Annotated in this window: 1 rRNA gene; it reads left to right on the top strand. The window is 54.9% G+C overall.

Annotation, left to right across the window (positions count from 1 at the left end):
* Nucleotides 1-255 (top strand): 16S ribosomal RNA (locus C9411_RS25420); the annotation flags it as partial.

Raw genomic sequence — 255 nt, 5'->3', positions numbered from 1 at the left:
ACGGGAGGCAGCAGTGGGGAATATTGCACAATGGGCGCAAGCCTGATGCAGCCATGCCGCGTGTGTGAAGAAGGCCTTCGGGTTGTAAAGCACTTTCAGCGAGGAGGAAGGTGGTGAGCTTAATACGCTCATCAATTGACGTTACTCGCAGAAGAAGCACCGGCTAACTCCGTGCCAGCAGCCGCGGTAATACGGAGGGTGCAAGCGTTAATCGGAATTACTGGGCGTAAAGCGCACGCAGGCGGTTTGTTAAGT

The sequence above is a fragment of the Serratia sp. Nf2 genome (assembly GCF_003028435.1).
Taxonomy (GTDB): Bacteria; Pseudomonadota; Gammaproteobacteria; order Enterobacterales; family Enterobacteriaceae; genus Serratia; species Serratia marcescens_L.
This window is presented reverse-complemented; position numbering and strand designations above follow the sequence as displayed.